2 protein-coding genes are annotated in these 1,354 nt (G+C 73.9%); both read right to left on the bottom strand.

Annotated elements, in window-relative coordinates; translation table 11 throughout:
* Positions 1-458, bottom strand: a 458-nt coding sequence (locus tag ACFU6K_RS39120; RefSeq protein WP_380671456.1) for a DUF1772 domain-containing protein, incomplete at its 3' end; no start/stop codon positions are given.
* Positions 459-670: 212 nt separating this feature from the next.
* The gene (locus ACFU6K_RS39115; RefSeq protein ID WP_380671454.1) at positions 671-1,318 is read right to left on the bottom strand and encodes a hemerythrin domain-containing protein; all 648 of its coding nucleotides are present in this window, start codon (positions 1,316-1,318) and stop codon (positions 671-673) included.
* Between the last annotated feature and the right edge of the window lie 36 nt (positions 1,319-1,354).

The raw sequence follows: 1,354 nt of genomic DNA, 5'->3' as shown, positions 1-1,354 counted from the left end.
ATCTGCGACGGGTCGCCGGCCGCCGCCAGCTCGTTGTTCAGCGGGATGTTGACGCCCATGGTGACGATCAGCGCCACCACGTACAGCGCCGTCGCCAGGCCCGCCCAGAGCGCCGCCTGGCGCCGGCCGGCCTTGTGCAGCAGCCAGGCCGCCAGGCCGGTCGCCGCGAAGGCGCCGACGAAGACCAGGCCGAACAACCCGTTCTCGATCGACTTGTTGATGTGCTGCATCGCCGTGACGTAGGTCCGGTCGTCCCCGGCCGCCAGGCCCGGCATCACCGACACGTCGAAGGCGAAGAACAGCCCCGCCATCAGGCCCATCGCCACGGTGGCGCCCACCAGCAGCGGCCCCGCGGCCTTGCTCTGTCCGACCGCCCGCACCGAACTCCCCACCCCCGCACTCCCGATGGCCGACGGCGCCGTGTACGACAGCGGAACCGCGGTCTGATCCGAACGCATCCCTGGACCCTCTCAATCTTCCGGCACCGCGGAGTGCGGCGCCGACGAACGTGGAACTCTCGACACCGCCCACCGTGCGGCGCGCCGCGCAACGGAACCGCGACAACCGGAACCCCGGCCCCCGGCAGGGCACTTGCGGCACCGCGCGGTGCCGCGTCCGGCCGGGGCCGGCAGACCCGGTCGCCCCCGGCGAACACGGCGAAGAGGCCGGCTCAGAGCACCGCGCCCAGCCCGCGCCGGTACCGCCGGTCCAGGACCGTCCGCCCGAGCAGCCGCACCGGCGCCGGGATGGTCGCCGAGACCGCCCGGACCGAGGCCGCGTCCGCGCCGTCGAACATCCAGGGCTGGAGGTAGGTCATCACCTGGGTCGGCGCGCTCCCGATGATCCGGCGCTCGACCCGCAGGTACTCGTCCACCGGCAGGCCGGCCAGCGCCGGGAAGACCACCGGCTCCTCGTGCCGCAGGTGCTCGCGCACCAGGCTCTCGAACGCCCGGGCGGCCTCCGGTAGTTCGGCGCACAGCCCGGAGCCGAGCACCCCGGCGACCCGGCGCATCGAGGCGTCCAGCGCCTCGTGGTCCTCCTCCAGGACCCCGCTGCCGTCGAAGCCCGCCACCCGGCCACGCAGGAACGGCCAGAGGATCTCGTCCTCGCTGTGGTGGTGCCAGTCGATCACCGCGCGCAGCCGCCCGAACCACTCCGCGAGCGTCGCGGCGGAGCCCGCCGCCCCGCGCTGCGCCGCGGCGCTCAGCCGTGCCGCGTCCCGGCGCATCGCGACGTGCATCAGGCCGAAGCCCTTGAGCTGCTCGGGCAGGGCGCGCAGCCCCTGCTCCGTCGACCAGACCGTTGTGCCGTCCGTCATGACCAGACCTCCAGAGTCCGATTCGGATTCCCTACC

Source organism: Kitasatospora sp. NPDC057512, assembly GCF_042802135.1.
Classification (GTDB): Bacteria; Actinomycetota; Actinomycetes; order Streptomycetales; family Streptomycetaceae; genus Kitasatospora.
The sequence above is the reverse complement of the archived record's forward strand: the minus strand, read 5'-3'. Positions and strand labels throughout refer to the sequence as shown.